17 protein-coding genes and 2 pseudogenes are annotated in these 18,217 nt (G+C 72.9%); 8 read left to right on the plus strand and 11 right to left on the minus strand.

Annotated elements, in window-relative coordinates; genetic code table 11:
* On the minus strand, window positions 1–458 hold a 458-nt coding region (locus tag ACSNOB_RS27900), incomplete at its 3' end, for a cellulose-binding domain-containing protein (RefSeq protein WP_436689870.1).
* Window positions 459–678: 220 nt separating this feature from the next.
* Here ACSNOB_RS27900 and ACSNOB_RS27905 point away from each other — a divergent pair.
* Window positions 679–2,112 carry a pyridoxal phosphate-dependent decarboxylase family protein gene (locus tag ACSNOB_RS27905; RefSeq protein WP_436689871.1) on the plus strand — a complete coding sequence of 478 codons (1,434 nt, stop codon included), beginning with the start codon at window positions 679–681 and terminating at the stop codon, window positions 2,110–2,112.
* Window positions 2,113–2,727: 615 nt separating this feature from the next.
* Here ACSNOB_RS27905 and ACSNOB_RS27910 read toward each other — a convergent pair.
* Together ACSNOB_RS27910 and ACSNOB_RS27915 are read right to left on the minus strand one after the other, a co-directional pair.
* Window positions 2,728–3,735 (minus strand): IS5 family transposase, encoded by a 1,008-nt coding sequence (locus tag ACSNOB_RS27910; RefSeq protein ID WP_436689873.1) that lies wholly within the window; start codon window positions 3,733–3,735, stop codon window positions 2,728–2,730.
* 345 nt (window positions 3,736–4,080) lie between these two features.
* Window positions 4,081–4,353, minus strand: coding sequence for a hypothetical protein (locus ACSNOB_RS27915; RefSeq protein WP_436689875.1), 273 nt, complete (start codon window positions 4,351–4,353; stop codon window positions 4,081–4,083).
* Between the two features lie 228 nt (window positions 4,354–4,581).
* Between ACSNOB_RS27915 and ACSNOB_RS27920 the strand changes: the two are divergent.
* Window positions 4,582–4,784: pseudogene (locus ACSNOB_RS27920) on the plus strand (ABC transporter permease); the annotation flags it as partial.
* A 368-nt stretch (window positions 4,785–5,152) separates the two neighbouring features.
* Window positions 5,153–6,463 (plus strand): serine hydrolase domain-containing protein, encoded by a 1,311-nt coding sequence (locus ACSNOB_RS27925; RefSeq protein WP_436689877.1) that lies wholly within the window; start codon window positions 5,153–5,155, stop codon window positions 6,461–6,463.
* Window positions 6,464–6,898: 435 nt separating this feature from the next.
* Here the strand turns inward: ACSNOB_RS27925 and ACSNOB_RS27930 are convergent, their stop codons facing one another.
* On the minus strand, window positions 6,899–7,294 hold the full coding sequence (locus tag ACSNOB_RS27930) for a hypothetical protein (RefSeq protein ID WP_436689879.1): 396 nt from the start codon (window positions 7,292–7,294) through the stop codon (window positions 6,899–6,901).
* Here ACSNOB_RS27930 and ACSNOB_RS27935 point away from each other — a divergent pair.
* Window positions 7,248–7,700, plus strand: a pseudogene (locus tag ACSNOB_RS27935) (IS701 family transposase); the annotation flags it as partial. The gene ACSNOB_RS27930 and the pseudogene ACSNOB_RS27935 overlap by 47 nt on opposite strands.
* Here the strand turns inward: ACSNOB_RS27935 and ACSNOB_RS27940 are convergent.
* The 5 genes from ACSNOB_RS27940 to ACSNOB_RS27960 form a co-directional block, all read right to left on the minus strand.
* A complete protein-coding gene (locus ACSNOB_RS27940) occupies window positions 7,681–8,709 on the minus strand; it encodes a sulfite exporter TauE/SafE family protein (RefSeq protein WP_436689899.1) in 1,029 nt (342 codons plus the stop codon). The pseudogene ACSNOB_RS27935 and the gene ACSNOB_RS27940 sit on opposite strands and share 20 nt — an antisense overlap.
* Before the next feature lie 331 nt (window positions 8,710–9,040).
* A complete protein-coding gene (locus ACSNOB_RS27945) occupies window positions 9,041–9,511 on the minus strand; it encodes an RrF2 family transcriptional regulator (RefSeq protein ID WP_436689881.1) in 471 nt (156 codons plus the stop codon).
* Between the two features lie 117 nt (window positions 9,512–9,628).
* Window positions 9,629–10,513, minus strand: a complete 885-nt coding sequence (locus tag ACSNOB_RS27950; protein WP_436689883.1) for an acyl-CoA thioesterase — start codon at window positions 10,511–10,513, stop codon at window positions 9,629–9,631.
* A complete protein-coding gene (pyk, locus tag ACSNOB_RS27955) occupies window positions 10,510–11,958 on the minus strand; it encodes a pyruvate kinase (protein WP_436689885.1) in 1,449 nt (482 codons plus the stop codon). The genes ACSNOB_RS27950 and pyk overlap by 4 nt, the downstream gene beginning before the upstream one ends.
* Window positions 11,959–12,460: 502 nt before the next feature.
* Window positions 12,461–12,826, minus strand: coding sequence for a YciI family protein (locus tag ACSNOB_RS27960; protein WP_393103629.1), 366 nt, complete (start codon window positions 12,824–12,826; stop codon window positions 12,461–12,463).
* Between the two features lie 404 nt (window positions 12,827–13,230).
* Here ACSNOB_RS27960 and ACSNOB_RS27965 point away from each other — a divergent pair, with 404 nt between their 5' ends.
* Window positions 13,231–14,103 (plus strand): aldo/keto reductase, encoded by an 873-nt coding sequence (locus tag ACSNOB_RS27965; RefSeq protein WP_436689887.1) that lies wholly within the window; start codon window positions 13,231–13,233, stop codon window positions 14,101–14,103.
* 48 nt (window positions 14,104–14,151) lie between these two features.
* On the opposite strand, the gene ACSNOB_RS27970 is transcribed toward ACSNOB_RS27965, so the two are convergent.
* A complete protein-coding gene (locus ACSNOB_RS27970) occupies window positions 14,152–14,973 on the minus strand; it encodes a lipase family alpha/beta hydrolase (protein ID WP_436689889.1) in 822 nt (273 codons plus the stop codon).
* 329 nt (window positions 14,974–15,302) lie between these two features.
* Between ACSNOB_RS27970 and ACSNOB_RS27975 the strand changes: the two genes are divergently transcribed.
* Genes ACSNOB_RS27975 through ACSNOB_RS27985 form a run of 3 tightly spaced genes read left to right on the plus strand, consistent with a single transcriptional unit; the run spans window position 15,303 to window position 17,631 of the window.
* Complete coding sequence (locus ACSNOB_RS27975; RefSeq protein ID WP_436689891.1) at window positions 15,303–16,655, plus strand: pentapeptide repeat-containing protein; 1,353 nt, start codon at window positions 15,303–15,305, stop codon at window positions 16,653–16,655.
* Between the two features lie 31 nt (window positions 16,656–16,686).
* On the plus strand, window positions 16,687–17,175 hold the full coding sequence (locus ACSNOB_RS27980) for an isochorismatase family protein (protein WP_436689893.1): 489 nt from the start codon (window positions 16,687–16,689) through the stop codon (window positions 17,173–17,175).
* Window positions 17,176–17,193: 18 nt separating this feature from the next.
* Complete coding sequence (locus ACSNOB_RS27985) at window positions 17,194–17,631, plus strand: nitroreductase family deazaflavin-dependent oxidoreductase (protein WP_436689895.1); 438 nt, start codon at window positions 17,194–17,196, stop codon at window positions 17,629–17,631.
* A 32-nt stretch (window positions 17,632–17,663) separates the two neighbouring features.
* Here the strand turns inward: ACSNOB_RS27985 and ACSNOB_RS27990 are convergent.
* The coding region (locus ACSNOB_RS27990; protein ID WP_436689897.1) for a hypothetical protein at window positions 17,664–18,217 on the minus strand (554 nt) is incomplete at its 5' end.

Consider the following 18,217-nt stretch of genomic DNA (forward strand, 5'->3'; position numbering starts at 1 on the left):
CTGGTGGGCGGCGCGCTGGTCGGTGGTGCGCTGGTGGGGGCGGCGCCGGTGCAGGCCGTGCCGTTGAGGGCGAAGCTCGCCGGGGCGGGGTTGGCGGTGCCGTCCCAGGAGGCGGTGAAACCGAAGGCGGCGGTGCCGCCGGTGCCGATCGCGCCGTTGTAGTCGACGTTGCGGGCGCTGACCTGCGCGCCGGACTGGGTCACGACGGCGTTCCACGCCTGGCCGACCTGCTGGCCGGCGGCGTAGGACCAGGTCAGGGTCCAGCCGGTGAGCGGGTCGCCGAGGTTGGTGACGGTGACGTCGGCGCCGAAACCGCCGGGCCACTGGCTGGTGATCCGGTAGTCGACGCGGCAGGCGGTGGCGGCCGCCGCGGCGGTCAGGGTCGGCAGCGCGCCGGCGACGAGGGTGGCCGCGGCGCCCGCGGCGACGAGCGCGACGCGGCGGGGGATGACGGGCATGGGGCGATCCTCCGGGGAGGTCGGGCGCGCGGCCGCCGGTCGCCGTCGGCCTGCCCGGGCCGGCGGGAGGCGTACGCCGCGCTGGCGGCGGTGGTCCGACGCGGGTGATCGACGTCGGCACAGGATGGCTCCGCGCACCAGCGATGCTAGGGCAAGCGCTTTCTCGGCACAATCCGCCGTCGCCTTGCCGCCGACCCGGATTCTTGATCGACTCAGGGGCGTGGCTGAGCACATGACCCCGGAGGAGTTCCGACGCGCCGGGCACGCCGTGGTGGACTGGATCGCCGACTACTGGGCGACGGTGGGACAGCGCCCGGTGACCTCCCCGGAGCCGCCCGGCGCGGTGGCCGCCGGGCTGCCGGCCGGCCCGCCGGAGCACGGCGAGCCGGTGGAGGCCGTCCTCGCCGACCTCGACACCCTGGTCACCCCGCGGCTGACCCACTGGCAGCACCCCGGCTTCTTCGGCTACTTCCCCGCCAACACCTCCGGCCCCAGCGTGCTGGGCGATCTGGTCAGCTCCGGGCTGGGCGTGCAGGGCATGCTCTGGGCGACCGGTCCCGCGTGCACCGAGCTGGAGACGGTGATGCTGGACTGGCTCGCCGAACTGCTGGACCTGCCGAAGCGGTTCCGCTCCGGCTCGGGCGGCGGCGGGGTGATCCAGGACTCGGCGTCCTCGGCGACGCTGGTGGCGACCCTGGTCGCGCTGCACCGCGCCGGCGGCGGGCGGTGGCGCGAGGTCGGCGTCGACCGCCGCTACCGCGCCTACGCGTCCACCCAGGGGCACTCCTCGATCGAGAAGGCCGCGCGGATCGCCGGGCTCGGCACCGACGGCGTACGACCGGTCGAGGTGGACCCGGAGACGCAGGCGATGTCCCCGGCGGCGCTGCGCGCGGCGATCGAGGCGGACCGGGCCGCCGGCGTGGTGCCCGCGATCGTGGTGGCAACCGTCGGCACCACGTCCACGACCGCGATCGACCCGCTGCCGGAGATCGGCGCGATCTGCGCCGAGTACGGGATCTTCCTGCACGTCGACGCCGCGTACGCGGGGGCCGCGGCGGTCTGCCCGGAGCTGCGGTTCGGGCACGCCGGCCTGGGGTACGCCGACTCGTACTGCTTCGACCCGCACAAGTGGCTGCTCACCGGCTTCGACTGCGACGCGTTCTGGGTGGCGGACACGGCGGAGCTGATCGAGGCGCTGTCCGTGCTGCCGGAGTACCTGCGCAACGCCGCCACCGAGTCCGGCGCGGTCATCGACTACCGGGACTGGCAGGTGCCGCTCGGCCGGCGGTTCCGCGCGCTGAAGCTCTGGTTCGTGCTGCGCTGGTACGGCGCCGAGGGGCTGCGGGCGCACATCCGGTCCGGGGTGGCACTCGCCGCCCGGTTCGCCGACCGGGTCCGCGCCGACGACCGGTTCGCGCTGGTGGGGGCGCACCCGTACTCGCTGGTCTGCTTCCGGCTGCGCGCGGACGACGAGATCAACGCGGAGCTGCTGGCCCGGGTCAACGCCACGGGCCGGGTGCACCTGACGCACACCCGGGTCAACGGCCGGTACACCCTGCGCCTGGCCGTCGGCTCCCCGCAGACCACCGAGGCCCACGTCGACGAGGCGTGGTCCCTGCTCGGCGACGCCGCGGCCACCCTGCTCCCCCGCTGACCCGCCCCACCCGCCGAGCGCACGACGCCGGGCTGGACGGGCTCGACGGGATGGGCGGCACCATCCCCGGCCTGACGCGCGACGGGACGCGGGACGACCATCCGCCGGGACGGCGACACCGCGTGGCGAGGCCGCGAGACGACGAGACGACGAGACGACGAGACGACGAGACGACGAGAGATCTTGGTAGGAAACGGCCCTCTGGGGCGCACTTTCCTACCAAGATCTTCCCGGGTGTGATGCACGGGTGCCGGTGGAGAGTGAGAGCGGGCTGGGCTGTGCCGCGGGTGGGGCGACAGCTCGCGACGAGCCCTACCGGCGTCTCCTTCGGCCCCTGCAACGACAACGGCGTGCGTTGGAGGGCGACTGTCTCGTCACCCGGCGGCCGCTCGCCGTCAGGGCCGCAGTGGAATCGGTCGCCTCCGCTGCCTGGGCGGTGCCGGTGCCGGTGCCGGACGAGGACGAGCGCGTGTCGAGCGACGCGAGCGGGCGCCGGGCGAGGCCGGGATACCGGCCCGAGCCAAGGTACCCGCCTAGGCCCTGTCCTGCCGATCATGGGGAGGACCTCAAGGTCGCTGCCTTGCCACTACGATCTCGTCGATGCAGCAAACAGGGCTAGCGGTTCGGCCGGCGGCTTTGGCCGATGTTCCTTCGTTGGTGGAGTTGCGCCTGGCCAACGCCGTGGCTCATCTCGCTCTCGATCCGCGCATCTACCGCGTTCCGCAGCGTGAGGCGGTGGTACGCCACTTCACCACGATGTTGATCGATGAGGCGGGGCGGGATGCTGTTCTCGTTGCTGAGTCTCATGACGGCCGGCTGGCGCCACTGTTTTAGCCGGTTGAAGCATCGTTCCACGACGTTGCGTTTCTTGTAGATCGCCTTGTCGAAGGCCGGTGGCCGCCCGCCGGCGCTGCCCATGGCGGCCCGGCGGGCGACCTGGTCGGAGCGTTCGGGGACGACGTGCCGGATTCCGCGGTGCCGCAGCGCCCGGCGGGTGGAGTCGTGCGCGTAGCCCTTGTCGGCGATCAGCACGTCGGGTCGCTTGCGGGGTCGCCCGGGTCCGGGCTCGTTCACGGCGATGGCGTCGAGCAGGGCCAGCAGCTGAGGGTTGTCGCCGGCCTGGCCTGGGGTGAGCAGGATCGACAGCGGCCGTCCGCGTCCGTCGACGGCGAGGTGGATCCTCGTGCTCAGTCCACGCGGGATCGACCGATGGCCTCGCCAGCTTGCGCACCAGGCGTCGCCGGACTTGTCGGGGAGCCCCTTTTTGCGGGCGCCAGCGGCATGCTGGTGCGCCCGCACGATCGACGAGTCGATGCTGATCGTCCACTGCACCGGTGTGCCGTCGTCATGCACCTGCGCGGCGGCGAGGATCCGGTCCCATGTCCCGTCCGCCGTCCAGCCGCGCAGGCGTTCGTGGCAGGTCTTCCACGGCCCGAAGCGATCCGGCAGGTCACGCCCCGGCGCCCCGGTGCGCAGCTTCCACAGAATCCCGTTGATGACCTGCCGGGGATCCCGCCACCGCCCACGAGAACTTCCCGGCTCCGGTAGCAGCGGCGCGATCACCGCCCACGCCTCATCGGTCAACTCGCCACGGCGCACCACCGACACATCGTCAACGATCAACCACTACAAGATCGACAGGACACGCCCTAGATGTACTGCCGATCTTGTAGGAGAGTGTGGATCTAACTTGACACTTCCCACTGATCGCTCGCAGCCGAGCGCCTCGCCGAGCTGGGCCTGCTCACAGTCGCGCGACGAGGCGCAGACCTCGATCGGCCATCAGCGGCCTAAATTCCTCCCAGCTGAAACGCCATCCGGAAGATTCCGCACGGCGGTGGTATCAGGCCCCCTTTGCAAATCCGATGACGAGTCCCGAGAGGCATGCCGTGCGGGCTGCCGGCCGGTAGCACGTCAGCTAATCGGCGTTGCTAGGTACCGGTAGTCAGTGATACTGTCTACCGGTAGTCAGCAGTACTGAATAGCTGGGAGGGGGTGTTCCATGGGCAGACAGATGACGGAGATGCTCAAGGGAACGCCGGAGGGCATGTCCTCGCGATCCTGTCCGGCCGACCCGCGTACGGCTACGAGATTACGGCGTGACTGCGGGATCAGGGCTTCTCCGACATCGCCGAGGGCGCCATCCTGCGCGCTGCTCGTCAGGATCGAGCAGCGCCGGCTCGTCGGCGTGAAGAAGATCCCGTCCGGAAAGGGGCCGCCGCACAGGGTGTAGTCGCTCAACGCTCAAGGACAGGAATACCTCGAAGAAGTCTGGAGGGCCTGAAGCTTCCTGGCGGCACGGCTTGCGCATCTCCACAACGGAGGGAAGAGCCATGTCCGGCACTGACGAGGGCGGCTTCATCGCCAAGGTGATCGGCCCCAAGCGGCGATGGCGGCAGTGCAAGGAACGCGCGGAGCAACTTCCGCCGAACTACCGCACGGCCGTCGAAGCCATCGAGCGATACATGATTCGTACCTACCGACACCATGCCCGGCCCAGTGCGCGCCTTCGCCGAGCAGCAGCCGGTGACAACCATCGTCAAACGATCCGCGACCTGTTCACTCAGCAGCCGGTCGGCACCGACATCTGGAGCGCCCTCGCATGGTGCGTCGGCATCCTCGTCATCACGTACATCTTCGCCACAGCCAGCTACCGCCGCAATATCAGCTAGTAAGGCGCGGCAGGGCAACAGCACTCCCGAGGCACGGGCCCACGCGTCCAACATAGCGGACCAACTGACGGGCAGACCGCTGCTCATCCACAGCGAGTGGACGAGCAAGTCCACCCGACCACACGCTGCGGCTGGTCGCCGGCGACAGGAACTTCGAGCTGCTCATCGCGCCCGGGGCTGAACGCCTATTCATCGACTGCCTGCACTGCGTTTGCACGCCCGCCTGGAACGTCCTGATACGCCAGCTGACGGGCACGCAGCCGCTCGCCTACCGCCCGCCCATCCCCATCGCCCCCGAGCTGTTCGACGAAGTGCTCGCCTGGGCGCCACACCAGAGAAGAGGAGTCATGGAAACCCAATCAGGAACTGTGAGGAGCACCAAGAACAACGGGCTTCGGATGCCGCGGGTCTCCCGGCGATTGGGGGTCACGGCGCTGGCGGTCACACTGCTGGTCGGGGCAGCACCCGGGGCCGCCACGCCGGCCAGCGGGGCCCCGTCGAAGGCCGCTGTTCTGCAGGATCGCCCGGAGCTGCAGAAGGCCATCCAGGCGACAGTCGATGCCGGTTTCGTCGGGGTGCAGCTGCGCGTGCACGATGAGCGGGGCGACTGGGTCGGCAGCGCCGGGGTGAGCAGGCTGGGCAAGGCCGCGAAGCCGCCGACGAACGGGCGGTTCCGGGCGGGCAGCGTCACCAAGACCTTTGTCGCGACCGTGGTGCTGCAACTGGTCGCGGAGGGCAAGCTCAGGCTCGACGCCTCGGCGGCAGACTACCTGCCCGCTTTCGGGCTGGACCGGCGGATCACGGTGCGGATGCTGTTACAGCACACCAGCGGGGTGTTCAACTACACCGGCGAGTACTACCCCGACGGAACGGTCGTGCCAGGGATCCCGTGGTCAGGCAAGGAGTGGGTGGAGAACCGGTTCAAGACCTACCGGCCGGCGGACCTGGTCCGGTTCGCGTTGTCCAAGCCGGCGCGGTTCGCGCCGGGGACGGACTGGAGCTACTCGAACACGAACTACACGCTGGCCATGCTGCTGATCGAGAAGGTCACCGGCAGCTCGTACGCCAACGAGGTCCAGCGGCGGATCGTGCGGCCGCTCCGGATGTCGGGCACCGTGGTGCCGGGTACCTGGCCGCAGATCCCCGGGCCGCACGCCCACGCCTACTACCGGTACGAGGACGGCGGCCAGCAGAAGACGGTCGACATCACCCGCCAGAACCCATCCTGGGCGCCCGGCGCCGGTGACATGATCTCGACAACCCAGGATCTCCACACTTTCATCTCCGCGCTGATGGATGGGAAGCTCATCCCGGACCCGCTGCTGGCCGAGATGCGCAAGCCGCACCCGACCAGCGGCTATGGCCTCGGGTTGTTCGTGCTGAACTTGGGACCGAACTGCGGCGGCACCATCCTCAACCACAACGGCGGCGTCCAGGGCTACGCGACGCTGATGTACAGCACGCCCGACGGCAGTAGAACCCTGGAGGCCTCGCTGACCTACACGGCGGACGCCGCCGACCCCTTGTCCCTGCAGGAGGCGTTCCATAAGGCGGTTCAGACGCTCACCACCGAGGTGTTCTGCGGCGGACAGGCCGGTTCGCCTGACAGTGCCGAGCCGGCTCAGTCCACGCGGCCGAGCACTGCGGACCCATACACCTTGAGAGTGGGCTCCTTCTGATCGTGCACGAGGTGGAGCGCGAACTGGGTCACGCTGAGCTCGTCAAGCTCGGCGTGGCCGGTTCGCAGGCGTAGCCGACGTTCGATCCCGTGCCGCAGGTTGCGGGAGAGGCCCTGACCAGCAGAGTTCGCGGGTCCACTGATCGGGTGGACCGGAACCGACCGTCCGGGCGGCCACGCCGACGCGGGCGCCGACCATCGGCGCGCGACTTCGCCTGGGCGGGCGGGCACGGTTACGTCTCGCCCCGGAGCTTGTGGTCGAGGCTCCACGACGGCTTGCGGCTGTAGGCCACGGTGACCGTTACCGCCCCGAGCCGCAGGTGACAGTCAACGTGCTCTCCCACCCGTCCGCAGTGCCGAGCAGACCCCCGTTGCGGTAGAGCGAGGAGGTGTATTCGGCGTCTTGCGAGAGCGCGAACCGGCCCGCTATGTCCGATTACAGCTCGAGGAAGGCGCGAATCGGGTTGTCCGTCCGGACGACTCCCTTTGGCTCGCCGTCGGGGATATCGAGCTCGAAGAACGGCGGGCCGAACACGCCCCGGTTCCAGCTCTCCCGGTAGGTGTGGCCCGGCTGGTAGCGGCCCACGCCCCACAGTGAGGTCACGAAGTACTGATTATCTGCGCTGTGCTCGAGGAACCGTTCTCCCACATCACCCCAGCGTCGACGTTGTAGTACTCGGTTCGGGTCAGGGGCAGCACGAAATTGATGCCGGAAGAGGCCTTGTACGACGAGGGTGCCATGCGCCTCTACGAGTTCGGTCGGAACCTGTTCCATCCCCGGATCGGTCGCGGCCCGCCGCGACGACGACACGACCACCACGACGATGGGCACCTGCCGCGCGGAGAGCTGATCGCCGCGCTGCCGGCTCGGGCGTGGTGCCGGCTGTCCGCTGGCGCCGGCGCCCACGGCCCCCCGCGAGTACTGGTGGGCGCGGGTGCCGGTGCGCATCGGTTGGCAGCCCGGCCGTGGGCACTGGCTGCTGGCCCGGCGCAGCATCACCACCGGCGAGATCGCCTACTAGGTCTGCTACGGGCCCCGTCATACCCGCCTGGTCGACCTGGCCCGCATCGCCGGTGCCCGGTGGGCGATCGAGGAGTGCTTCCAACAAGCCGAAGACGAAGCCGGCCTCGACGAATACCGGTCCACGACTGGCGGGCCTGGTACGCACATCACCCTGTCCATGGCCCCCCACGCCTGGCTGTCCGTGGCCCGATCCCCTACCGCAAAATGGGACCCAGCCCGCCCGTGCCGACTGACGCCGGGCGGGTGCCGGACGAGGCCGGGATACCGGCCGGGGCGGCGGTACCGGCCAGGGCCGAGGCGCCCGCCGGGGCCGAGGCGCCCGCCGGGGTGCGGGCGGCGAGGGCCGCCGCGGCGACGGCCCGCTGCCGGCGGGTGCGCAGCAGCGCCCGGACGGCCAGCGCCAGGGCGGCGAGCCAGGCGGCGGCCAGCAGCGCGTAGACCGTCGGGCGGGCCGGGCCGCCGAGGTCGGCAGAGCGCATCAGCGTGCGGGCGTTGGTCAGCACGATCACGCCGCCGATCACCGCGCCGAGCAGTTGGGCGGGGACGATCCGGACCAGCCAGGCGGCGACCGGCGCGGCGATCAGGCCGCCGACGAGCAGGGCGGCCACCATGGGCAGCAGGAAGCCCTCCGAGCCGAGGCCGATGAGGAAGCCGATGCTGGCGGCGCCGGCGACCACGAACTCGGCCGTGTCGACCGAGCCGATCACCTTGCGCGGCTCCATCCGGCCACTGACCAGCAGGGCCGGCGTGGCGACCGGCCCCCACCCGCCGCCGCCCGTGGCGTCGACGAAGCCGGCGAACAGGCCGAGCGGGCCGAGGAAGCGCCCGCGCAGCCGACCGGCGCGCCGGTCGGTGCGCAGCGGCCGGGAGAAGCGCACCAGCAGGTACGCGCCGAGCGTGAACAGGACGGCGGCCATCCAGGGGGCGGCCGTCTCGGTGGAGATCGCGCTGAGGAAGGTCGCGCCGGCGAACGCGCCCACCGCGCCGGGGACGGCGATCCGGGCGACCACGCGCCAGTCGACGTTGCCGAACCGCCAGTGCGCCACACCGGCGGCGAGCGTGGTGCCGATCTCCGCCAGGTGCACCGACGCCGAGGCGGCGGCCGGGGCGACGCCCACGAGCAGCAGCAGGGTGGAGGAGGTGAGCCCGTACGCCATGCCGAGCGCGCCGTCGACGAGTTGCGCGGCGAGCCCGACCAGCGCGAGGACCAGCAGCTTGCGCACGAGCGCCCCCAGACTTTTCGGCATCTCCTATCGACTTGGTCGACAATGCGGCACCCGCGGGCCGGGGTCAAGCCTCCGACCGGTCAGTGAGACGACAGTGACGTCGCTCCGGGGATTCGGCCACGCCGGGGCTGGCGTGACCCGCACGACCCGCACCCTCACGCCGGGGCCGGCGCGACCCGCACGACCCGCACCCTCACGCCGGGGCCGGCGCGAGCCGCACGACCCGCACCCTCACGCCGGGGCCGGCGCGAGCCGCACGACGCGAACCAACGCCAGGGCAGCGCGAGCGCCACCACGCGCGGCCGCGGGCTGGGCGGTTCCGCCGGGGTCAGGTCCAGGCGCGCGGGTCGGCGGCCAGCTCGGTGACCCGCTCGGGCAGGGTGCCGGCGGCCACGTCGGCGACGGTGACCAGCTCCAGGATCTGGCGTTCGCTGGCCCGCAGTGCGATCCAGACCTCCTGCAGGGCGCGGGCGGCCCCGTGGTAGCCGAGGTCCTCCGGCCGCTGCCCGCGTACGTGGGCGAGCGGGCCGTCGATCACCCGGATCACCTCGGCCAGCGAGATCTCGTCGCCCGGCCGCGCCAGCCAGTAGCCGCCCTCCGGGCCGCGCTGGGCGTGCACGATGCCGCCCCGGCGCAGTTGCAGCAGGATGCTCTCCAGGAACTTCGGCGGGATCTCCTGGGCGCGGGCGATCTGCTCGGCGGTCACCGGCCGACCTCGCCCGGCCCCGGCGCCGCCGGTCACCGAGGCCAGCTCGGCGACCGCTCGGAGGGCGTAGTCGACCCGGGCGGAGAGACGCATGCCGGCAAGGTTAGTCCCCAGGTCACCCCGCCCGGCCGATCACCCCTCGGCCGATCGGCCGACGGCGATGTGCCGGTCCCGCCCCGTCGGCGGTGTCGTCCCCGATGCGGGACCGGCTCACTCGCCGACGCGGCGCAGCAGCCCCTCCTGCACGGCGGTGGCGATGTGCCGGCCGTCGGTGGTGAAGAGGCGGCCCGTGGCGAGCCCCCGCGCGCCCGAGGCGGACGGGCTCCAGCAGTCGTAGAGGAACCACTCGTCGGCGCGGAACGGCCGGTGGAACCAGAGCGCGTGGTCGAGGCTGGCCCCCACCACGCCGCCCGGGCCCCAGACCTCGCCGTGCACCGACAGCACCGAGTCGAGCAGCGTCAGGTCGGAGGCGTAGGTGAGCGCGCAGGCGTGCAGCAGCGGGTCGTCGGGCAGCTTGCCGTCGATGCGCATCCAGACCCGCTGGTGCGGGTCGGCGGGGCGGTCGCCGGGGCGTACCCAGCCGGGCTCGCCGACGTAGCGCACGTCGATCGGGCGCGGGATCTGGGCCCAGATGCCGAGCCGCTCCGGGTAGCGGGAGAGCCGGTCGGTCATCGTCGGGACCTCGTCCGGCCCCGGCACGTCGGGCGGGGTGGGGGCGTGGTGGTCCAGGCCCTCCTCGGGGTGGTGGAACGACGCCGACATGAAGAAGATCGGCTTGCCGTGCTGGAGCGCCACGGAGCGACGCACCGAGAACGAGCGGCCGTCGCGGATGTTCTCCACCTCGTACGCGATCGGCTCGCTCGGGTCCCCGGCGCGCACGAAGTAGCCGTGCAGGGAGTGCACGAAGCGCGCCGGGTCGACGGTCCGGCCGGCGGCCACCAGGGCCTGGCCGGCGACCTGGCCGCCGTACACCCGTTGGGGGCCGACCGGCGGGCTCATCCCCCGGAAGGTCATCTCGCCGGTGTGCTCCAGGTCGAGCACCTCCAGCAGTTGGTCCACGGCGGCCTGGCCGACCGCGACCTCCGGACCACTCACTGCAGCGCCCGCGCGGACGCGGCGTCGACCAGCGACCCGAGCTGGTGTACGCGCAGGGTGTTGGTCGAGCCGGGGGTGCCGGGCGGGCTGCCGGCGACGATCACCACGTAGTCGCCCGGGTTGGCCCGGTTGAGCCCGAGCAGCGCCTGGTCGACCTGGCGGAACATGTCGTCGGTGTGCTCGACGAACGGCATCAGGAAGGTCTCCACGCCCCAGGAGAGAGCGAGCTGGTTGCGCACCTCGGGCACCGGGGTGAAGGCGAGCAGCGGCAGGTCGCAGTGCAGCCGGGAGAGCCGCCGCACGGTGTCGCCGGTCTGCGAGAACGCCACCAGGGCCTTCGCGCCGATGGCCCGGGCGATCGAGGAGGCGCCGACGGTCAGCGCGCCGCCGTGCGTACGCGGGTCGTGCTGCAGCCGCGGCACCCCGATCGAGCCGGACTCGGTGGTGGTGACGATCTTCGCCATGGTGCTGACGGTGAGCACCGGGTACTTGCCGACGCTGGTCTCGCCGGAGAGCATGACCGCGTCCGCGCCGTCGAGCACGGCGTTGGCGACGTCGGACGCCTCGGCGCGGGTCGGGCGCGAGTTCTCGATCATCGAGTCGAGCATCTGGGTGGCCACGATGACCGGCTTGGCGTTCTCCCGGCAGAGCTGCACGGCGCGCTTCTGCACCAGCGGGACCTGGTCCAGCGGCAGTTCCACGCCGAGGTCGCCGCGGGCGACCATGACGCCGTCGAAGGCCAGCACGATCTGCTCCAGGCAGTCGACGGCCTCGGGCTTCTCGACCTTGGCCAGCACGGGGCGGTGCACCCCGGCCTCGGCCATGATGCCGTGCACCAGCTTGATGTCGTCGGCGGAGCGGACGAAGGAGAGCGCGATCAGGTCGACGCCGAGGCCGAGGGCGAAGCGCAGGTCCTCCGCGTCCTTCTCGGACAGCGCGGGCACGCTGACCGCCACGTTGGGCAGCGAGACGCCCTTGTTGTTGGAGACGGGGCCGCCCTCGGTGACCAGGCAACGGATGTCGTTGCCCGTGACGTCGGTGACCTCGACGGCGACCCGGCCGTCGTCGATCAGCAGCCGGTCGCCGGGCTTCACCTCCTGCGGAAGCTTGCGGTAGGTGCAGGAGACCCGGTCCTTGGTGCCGAGGACGTCGTCGCCGGTGATGACGACCGAGTCGCCGGTGCGCCACTCGTGCGGGCCGTCGGCGAACCGGCCCAGCCGGATCTTCGGGCCCTGCAGGTCGGCGAGCACGGCCACCGGGCGGCCGGCCGCCTCGGCAGCCTCGCGGACCAGCCGGTAGACCGCTTCGTGGTCTTCGTGGCTGCCGTGGCTGAAGTTGAGTCTGGCCACGTTCATGCCGGCCTCGACGAGCCCCCGGATCCGCTCCGGAGACGAGGTGGCAGGACCAAGAGTGCAGACGATCTTCGCGCGGCGTGTCACGCCCATCAGGCTAGTCTCTCCTCCGGGTCGGAATGCGGGCCGACCCCTTGCGGGCTGCGGAACATTGTCCAACGACGCGCGTCGTGCGCGCAGCCGGCGGGCGGAACCCACGCCGGAACGTTGAGGCGGCGGGCATCGGCGACCGCGCGCCGGAATCGTACGCCCCCGGCGCGACCGGACACCGGGGTGCTCCCCGCCGCCTCACCCCGCCCCGGGCGACGGCGGCAGCGTGGGCACGGCCGAGAAGACGCCACGCGGGTCGTAGCGGCGCTTCGCCCGGCGCAGCGGTCCCAGTTGTCGCCGTACCGAGCCGGACCCGGTCGATCTCGGTCGGGGCGAGCAGGTTGGGATAGCCGCCGGGCGGGGCGTGCGGGGCGAGCGCGGCGCAGGTCCGCTCCGCCCACTCCCGGTGCGGCCCGGTCAGCGCGACCCGGCTCCACGCCCGGCCGGTGGTCCTATCGCTGGGCCGCGGCCGGCGGGACCTGGCTCCGCGCCCGGCCGGCGGGGCCTAGCTCTGCGCCTTGACCAGCGGGAACTCCAGCGAGCCCGCCGGGCAGAGGAACGTCATCACGTCCACCCGGTAGAGCCCGGCCTGCACCGCCGGGTCGGCCTCCATCACGCTGCGCACGTCGTCCACGGACCCGGTCCGGGCCAGCCCGAAGCCGATCGGCGGGTCCGGCTCGCGGGCCGGGCCGTCCACCGAGCCGGCCACCAGGATGATCCCGCGCCGTTGCAGGGCCTGCATGTGGGCGAGGTGCTCGGCCTGCAACCGCTGCACCGTCTCCGCCGGCAGCGCCCGCCCGGCCGCGCCGGGATACAGCACGATGCACTCGTACGTGTCGAGCGCGAAGTCGACCTGCGGCACTCCCGTCATGGGCGCTCCCTCCCGCGTCGCGCCGCGCGGCGACCCGTGGTCGACGCCGACCGGCACGGGCCCAGCGTCGCACGCGCCGGCGGCCGGCACGGGCGCTCCGGTCAACTCCGTCCGCGCCGCGGCCCGGTTGCCGCCCGGCTGCACCGTTTCGCCCGCGCTCGCGCCCGCCCGCCCGGCCGTGGGGTCCGTCCGCACGCGTCGGCACCGGGCGGGGACGCCCACCTCGACCACGCACGCGTCGGCGCCGGGCGGGGACGCCCACCTCGACCACGTGCCGGTCTGCCGGCGGTGATCCCCGTCTCGATCCACCCGGGCGGTGGTGCGGGGGGCGATCGGCGGGAAAGCCGACGCGGTGGTGGCTACGGTGGCCGCTGGAGACGATCGACAGGATGGGGAATCCACGCATGGCGAACGATGCCGGCAAGCAGCCCGCGAAGGCCTCGGGGACCTACCGGATCGGGGGCGACCTCCAGGTCGACCGCCTCGGTTACGGGGCGATGCAGATCACCGGCCCCGGCGTGTGGGGCGACCCGAAGGATCCGGCCGAGGCGGTCCGGGTGCTGCGTCGGGCGTACGAGCTGGGCGTGACGTTCATCGACACCGCCGACTCGTACGGGCCCTTCGTCAGCGAGCTGCTGATCCGGGAGGCGCTGCACCCGTACGCCGACGACCTGGTCATCGCGACCAAGGCCGGCCTGACCCGGTCGGGGCCCGGCGACTGGCGCCCGGTCGGTCGCCCGGAATACCTGCGCCAGCAGTGCGAGCTGAGCCTGCGGCACCTCGGCCTGGACTGCATCCCGCTCTACCAGCTGCACCGGATCGACCCGCAGGTGCCGCTGGCCGACCAGCTCGGCGAGCTGGCGCTGCTCAAGCAGGAGGGGAAGATCCGGCACATCGGCCTGTCCGAGGTGACCGTCGAGGAGATCGAGGCGGCCCGGAAGATCACCCCGATCGTGTCGGTGCAGAACCTGTACAACCTGGCGGACCGCAGCGCGGAGGCCGTCCTCGACCACTGCGAGCGCAACGACCTCGCGTTCATTCCGTGGTTCCCGATCGCCACCGGCAACCTGGCCCGGCCCGGCGGCCCGCTGGACGCGATCAGCACGGAGCACGGCGCGACGCCCGCGCAGCTCGCCCTCGCGTGGCTGCTGCGCCGGTCGCCGGTCATGCTCCCCATCCCGGGCACGTCGTCGGTCGCGCACCTGGAGGAGAACGTGGCCGCCGCCGAGGTGCGGCTCACCGACGACGAGTACGAGGCCCTCGCCGGGGCCGCCTGACGCGGCGCGGGGGCGGACGGCGCGCACCGTCCGCCCCGCGGCGGCCCGCTACAGCGCGAGGCAGTTCGGGCGGATCGGCGCGTCGTGCAGCGCCTGCCGGACCACCGTGTACGTGGTGCCGTCGAGCACGAGCCCGAGGTGCCCGACCACGCGCAGCGGGCACGCGGCCTGGATCAGCACGTTGGTCGCGCCGTCCGCGAGAACGGCGTTGTCGACCGGCCGGACCAGCTCGTCCTGCCACGTCCGGACGGTGGTCCAGCGGACCGCGCCGGGGGTGTCGTCGCCGCCGTTGAGGTCGGCGAGGAAGCTCGACCCGATCGACATCTGCTGGCAGGCGACGACTCCGGCGCAACTGCCGAGCCCGACGAACCGCAGGATGTTCGCGACGTAGGTGCCCTGCTGCGGGCTGCCGAGGCTGACGTAGCGCCCCACGGCGGCCGCGCCGCCGAGGAACTTCACGTACCAGCGGGAGACCAGCCCGCCCTCGGAGTGTCCGACGACGTCCACCCGGGACGCCCCGGTGACGGAGCGGACCTGCTCGACGTACGCGCCGAACGCGCGGGCGGAGTCGCGGATGTCGCCGAAGCCGAGGCCGGGCAGTTGGTAGACGAAGACCCGGAAGCCGTCGGCGCGCAGCCGGGCGGCGATCGGCTCGTACGCGATGGAGACGCCGATCAGTCCGCCGACGACGATGACGGGGTTGGCGGCGGTGGCGACGGGGCTGGCGGGGCGGTCGGTGCCGGCCGGGCGGTCCGGGGCGGCGGTCGCCGAGGCGGGCGGGTCGCCGGCGGGGGCGCCCGTCGCGGCGGTGGCCGGGACGAGCAGCGCGGCGGTGACGGCGGTGACGGTGAGGATCTTTCGGAGCAGCATGGCTGCACCTCCGGCGGGAGGTTCCCGGGGACCCGGGACGGCGGGTGGGGATCCGATCGATCGTGGGACGATGATGAAGTCCGCAATCATGGTCGTCAATAGAAAGTTACGGACCGGTAACCCCTTGTCGCGCCGGGAGCGCAAACCGGCAATTCCGGCCGCGGCGTCGACGCGGGGCAGGCTCGCGCGACGCACCGGTCGCGCCAGCGCCCACCGTGTCGCGCCCGGTCGACGCCGGCGCGGCCGTCACCCGGCCACCGGCGTCGCGAGCCGGGCGCCGGTCCAACAGGGACGGCGCGCGGCCCGACGCCGGTGGCATGCTGGTGCCCGTGCGCCGGACACCGCCCCCCGAGAAGCCGTTGCGGGTGATGCCGTGGTGGCTCGTGCTCGTCGGGTTGCTGGCCGCCGCGCTGCTGGGCTGGCTGGTCCTGGACTGGCTGCTCGGCGAGGCCGACCGGGCCGCCCAGCCGGACACCCGTGCCACGCTGCGCATCGACGCCATCCGCACCGGGCTCACCGTGGTGGCCGGCACCGGCGGCGGGCTGGCGCTGCTGCTCGCCGCCCGTCGACAGTGGATCAGCGAGCGCGCCCAACGGCACCAGGAGGCCGTCGCCGCGCAGGACCAGGCGCACCGGGACCGGGTGCAAGCGCACGCGGAGGCGGTCGCCGAGGCCGGGCAGCGGCACCAGGACCGGCAGGCCGAGGCCGCCGAGCACGACGCCGCCGAGCGCCGGCTCACCGAGCTCTACACCCGCGCGGTCGAGCTGCTCGGCAACGACAACGCGGCGGTACGCCTGGGCGGCCTGCACGCCCTGGAGCGGCTCGGGCAGGACCATCCCGCACAGCGGCCGACGATCGTGGCGGTGCTCTGCGCGTACCTGCGGATCCCCGCGCCCGACGACGACGCGGGCGAGGCGGAGGTGCGCCGCACCGCGCAGCGGGTGCTCGCCCGGCACCTGCGCGCGGACGACGACGCCTTCTGGCCCGGGGTCACGCTGGACCTGACCGGCGCACGGCTCGACGGCTTCGACGCCGCCGGCTGCACGCTGGTCGACGCGGACCTCACCGGCGCGGTCTGCGCCGGCACCACCAGCCTCGCCGGCGCGACCGTGCGCGGCCGGCTGTCCCTCGGCGCGGCCTTCACGGACCTGGTCTGCGACGACCTGCGGGGCGACGCCGAGATCGTCCTCGACGACGCCCGGATCGGCGGCCGCCTCAGCTTCGACCGCGCCGAGATCGGCGGCGGCCTGTCGTGCCGGCGCGCCACCGTCGCGCGGGCGTCCTTCCGGGGCGCCACGGCCCGGCGGACGGCGAGCTTCGACGGGACCCGCTTCACCGACAGCGCGACGTTCCGCGAGGCGGTCTTCCTCAGCGGGCTCTCGATGGACCACGCCACGTTCGGCGGCTACGCCGGCTTCCGGCAGGCCCGCTTCGCCGACCTGGCCCTGTTCCGGTGGACCGAGTTCGGCGGGGAGACGTGGTTCGAGCAGGCCCGCTTCGAGGGACCGGCGAACTTCGGCCGGGCCCGCTTTCACGACGCGGTGACCTTCGACGGCGCCACGTTCGCCCGGCCGCCCCTGGTCGACCAGGCGCGGGCGGCGGCGGCCGGCCCGCACGTCTGGCCCGAGGGCACGGCCGTCGCGCGGCTCGACGACGACTGGCTGCTGCTCACCGACCCCTGATCCGCACCGCCGGTCCTTTATGATCATCCGCGTGACGACGGCCCTCGTGCTCATCGACCTGATGCCCCGCATCATCGCCCTGGAACTGGCTCCGCACCGCGGCGAGGAGGTCCTCGAACGCTGCCGCCGGCTCGCCGCCGTGTTCCGTGCCCAGGGCCGGCCGGTGGCCCAGGTCCGCGTCGACCGGCCCGGGGTGGCCGAGCAGCCCCCGGGCAGCGACTTCGCCGAGGGGTTGGTCGAGCCGGGCGACATCGTGGTCGTCAAGCACACCGTCGGCGCGTTCCACGACACCGACCTGCACGAGCAGCTACGCCGGCGCGGGGTGGACACCCTGGTCCTGGCCGGGCTGGTGACCACGATGGGCGTGGAGTCGACGGCCCGCGCGGCCAGCGACCACGGCTACGAGCTGGAGTTCGTGGCCGACGCGATGTCCGCCTTCGCCGCCGACGAGCACGAGTTCACCGTCGAGCGGATCTTCCCCCGCTTCGGCGCCGTCCGGCACACCGACGACTACCGCTGAGGCGGCTACGCTGCTCCGATGGCGGAGACCATCGAGGACAGTCCGGTCGGCTGGGTGGCCAGCCACGTGAAGCGTTACCTGGCCACCGACGGCGCCGACGGCGGGAAGTACCACGGCTACGACACCCTGCTGATCACCACCCGGGGGCGCCGGACGGGCACGCTGCGGCGAACCGCGCTCATCTACGGCCGCGACGGCGACCGCTACCTGCTGGTGGCGTCCAACGGCGGCGCGGCGCGGCACCCGGCCTGGTATCTCAACCTGTGCGCCGACCCGCAGGTGGAGGTGCAGGTCGGGGCCGAGAAGTTCCGGGCCACGGCGCGGACGGCCCCGGCGGCGGAGCGGCCCCGGCTGTGGCAGGTGATGACCGCCGTCTTCCCGACCTACGCCCGCTACCAGGAGGGCACCGAACGGGAGATCCCGGTGGTCCTCGTCGAGCGGGTGCTGGAGGCCTGACGCGGCGATGGCGCAACCCGCTGCGTGCCGCCTCAGCGCAGGAGGCGGAACAGCAGCAGGTAGGCCACGTAGGCGACCGGCACGGCGACGAAGCAGATCAGGAAGCCCAGGTGCACGTACCGGGGTGGGGTGCCGGCGACGACGGCCGGCCGCCCCCACCGGCCGAGCACCAGGTAGCCGGCGAAGAACGACAGCGCCGGCAGGCCGGCGCAGATCCACGCGGCCAGCGTGAAGCCGTCCACCAGGCCGACGCCGGAGGCGAGCACCATGACCACCATCAACACCGCCGCCGCGGCGGCGCAGGCGGCGTAGACGGCGAGCGCCCGGGCCACCGGCGACCAGGTCGGCAGCAGCGCGGGCTGTCGCGCGAGCAGCTCCGCCTGCTGGCCGTGCCGGTCGGACTCGTCGGCGTAGCGCCGGGCCAACTCCAGCTCGGTGGTCGGGTCGGCCTCCGCCGGGCGCGGGCCCGGCACCCCGCCCGCCGCCGGCGCGGCGCCCGTCGGCAGCGCCAGCCTCGTCTCCCCCACTCCGACCTGGGGGTACGCCTCGACCCCCGGCCGCCCCGGCGCGCCGGCTGCGCCGGGGC

Source organism: Micromonospora sp. URMC 106, from assembly GCF_051386395.1.
Lineage (GTDB): Bacteria > Actinomycetota > Actinomycetes > Mycobacteriales > Micromonosporaceae > Micromonospora.

Bases quoted from the DNA above. Each gene is read 5' to 3' on its own strand.
- ACSNOB_RS27945 (WP_436689881.1), bottom strand. From the start codon at position 9,511: ATGCGTCTCTCCGCCCGGGTCGACTACGCCCTCCGAGCGGTCGCCGAG.
- pyk (WP_436689885.1), bottom strand. From the start codon at position 11,958: ATGGGCGTGACACGCCGCGCGAAGATCGTCTGCACTCTTGGTCCTGCC.
- ACSNOB_RS27960 (WP_393103629.1), bottom strand. From the start codon at position 12,826: ATGACGGGAGTGCCGCAGGTCGACTTCGCGCTCGACACGTACGAGTGC.
- ACSNOB_RS27965 (WP_436689887.1), top strand. From the start codon at position 13,231: ATGGCGAACGATGCCGGCAAGCAGCCCGCGAAGGCCTCGGGGACCTAC.
- ACSNOB_RS27970 (WP_436689889.1), bottom strand. From the start codon at position 14,973: ATGCTGCTCCGAAAGATCCTCACCGTCACCGCCGTCACCGCCGCGCTG.
- ACSNOB_RS27985 (WP_436689895.1), top strand. From the start codon at position 17,194: ATGGCGGAGACCATCGAGGACAGTCCGGTCGGCTGGGTGGCCAGCCAC.